General features: G+C 56.2%; 3 protein-coding genes. 2 read left to right on the top strand and 1 reads right to left on the bottom strand.

What is annotated here, in order from left to right; translation table 11 throughout:
- The coding region (locus ACXJ5O_RS25830) for an MFS transporter (protein WP_457302398.1) at window positions 1–1032 on the top strand (1032 nt) is incomplete at its 5' end.
- 6 nt (window positions 1033–1038) lie between these two features.
- Here the strand turns inward: ACXJ5O_RS25830 and ACXJ5O_RS25825 are convergent.
- A complete protein-coding gene (locus tag ACXJ5O_RS25825; RefSeq protein WP_457302397.1) occupies window positions 1039–1512 on the bottom strand; it encodes a nuclear transport factor 2 family protein in 474 nt (157 codons plus the stop codon).
- An 83-nt stretch (window positions 1513–1595) separates the two neighbouring features.
- Between ACXJ5O_RS25825 and ACXJ5O_RS25820 the strand changes: the two genes are divergently transcribed.
- Window positions 1596–1817: aldo/keto reductase (locus ACXJ5O_RS25820; protein WP_457302396.1), on the top strand; the 222-nt coding region annotated here is incomplete at its 3' end.

Below are 1817 nucleotides of genomic sequence, written 5' to 3'. Positions count from 1 at the left end.
ATATTGCTGACGTCGGTTATTACCTTCGCATTGGACAATCTGATTTGCGCGCTCGCGCCAAACTTCGCCATCCTGCTGATTGGCCGAATTCTTTCAGGTATCAGCGGCGGCAGTTACTCCACAGCCTCCGCCTATATCGCCGATGTCAGCACGGACGAAAACCGTGCCAGGAATTTCGGCTTGCTTGGCATTGCATTCGGCATTGGTTTTATTCTTGGGCCGATCATTGGCGGCTTCCTTGGCGAGTTTGGCCCACGCATACCGTTTTACGGGGCGGCGCTGATCTCGTTTCTGAATTTTGTCGCCGCTTATTTCCTTCTACCCGAAACGCTTGCCGCGAAGGATCGCCGGAAATTCGAATGGAAGCGGTCCAATCCGCTTGGCGCCCTGAAGCAGATGCGCAATCACACAGGCATTCTGTGGCTCGGGCTCGTTTTCTTCATGCTGACGCTCGGACACATGTCGTATCCGGCGGTATGGGCTTATGTCGGCAGCTACCGCTATGGCTGGAGCGAAAGCGATATCGGCATATCACTTGGCATCTACGGCCTGTGTGCTGCAATCGTGATGGGGCTTGTCTTGCCTCGCATCGTGTCGAGATATGGTGAATGGCGCACGGCCGTCATCGGCCTCGCCTTCGCTACACTCGGTTTTTTCGGTTATGCCAGCGCCTGGCAGGGGTGGCTGGTCTATGTGGTGATTGTTGCGACCTGCCTTGAAGGCGTCGCTGATCCGGCCATGCGCAGTATCGCCTCCGCAAAAGTCCCCGCATCGGAGCAGGGCGAGTTGCAGGGGGCGATGACGAGCCTGTTCAGCATAACGAATATTATCGGGCCGCTGATCTTCACTCAGATTTTCGCGATCTTCACCGCGCCGGGCGCATCCATCACCTTTAGCGGCGCGCCTTATGTGCTTGGCGGGATTTTCGTGCTGATCGGCCTGATTGTTTTCGTGCTGCGCGTCGAAAAGCCATCGCTGGCCAAAGACGAGGTTCTCGTTCCGGGTGCGCTGGCCCAGAACGAGGCCGGATAAGAGGCTCTATAGTCCCAAGTCTGACAGACCGGGATGATCGGCTGGACGTGGTCCGGAGCGGTCCCAGTGAAACTTGCGTTCGGATTCCTTGATCGGGAGGTCGTTGATGCAAGCAAACCGCTTTTGCATCAGGCCGTTTTTGTCGAATTCCCAGTTTTCATTGCCGTAGGCGCGAAACCAATTGCCAGAATCATCGTGGTATTCGTAGGCGAAACGAACAGCGATTCGATTGTCAGTGAATGCCCAAAGCTCTTTGATCAGCCGGTAATCGAGTTCGCGATTCCACTTGCGCGTGAGGAAAGCCACGATTGCCTCGCGCCCCTCCACAAACTCTGCACGATTGCGCCAATAGCTGTCGATCGTATATGCCAGCGATACGCGCTCGGGGTTGCGGCTGTTCCAACCGTCCTCGGCGCCACGGACTTTTTGCACCGCGGTTTCGTGCGTAAATGGAGGTAGGGGCGGGCGCTGTTCCGACATGGTCAATACTCCTCATTTCTACGTTCCGTGCGTCACACGAAACTGATCGAGGCAATGATTATTCCAACGGAGGTGTTTTTTCCATGTCCTATGAAAAGCGTATTGCACTCAATGCCCGCGGCCTGACCCTGTCCCGGCTGGTTCTGGGTGCCTGGCGCCTGCTGAACGAACCGGAAAAGCCCGGCGCGGGCAGCGTGGCAAAGCTTATCGCTGCGGCCATCGATCTTGGCATGACGAGTTTCGATCACGCGGATATTTATGGAAATTATGGCGTTGAGGAAGCGTTCGGCGCCGGTCTCAAGCGC

The organism is Phyllobacterium sp. P5_D12 (genome assembly GCF_054049495.1).
Note: the sequence above shows the minus strand (reverse complement) of the source record. Positions and strands in the feature narration are given on the sequence as shown.

Excerpts from the sequence above, each read along its gene's own strand:
- ACXJ5O_RS25825 (WP_457302397.1), bottom strand. The coding sequence starts at position 1,512 with ATGTCGGAACAGCGCCCGCCCCTACCTCCATTTACGCACGAAACCGCG.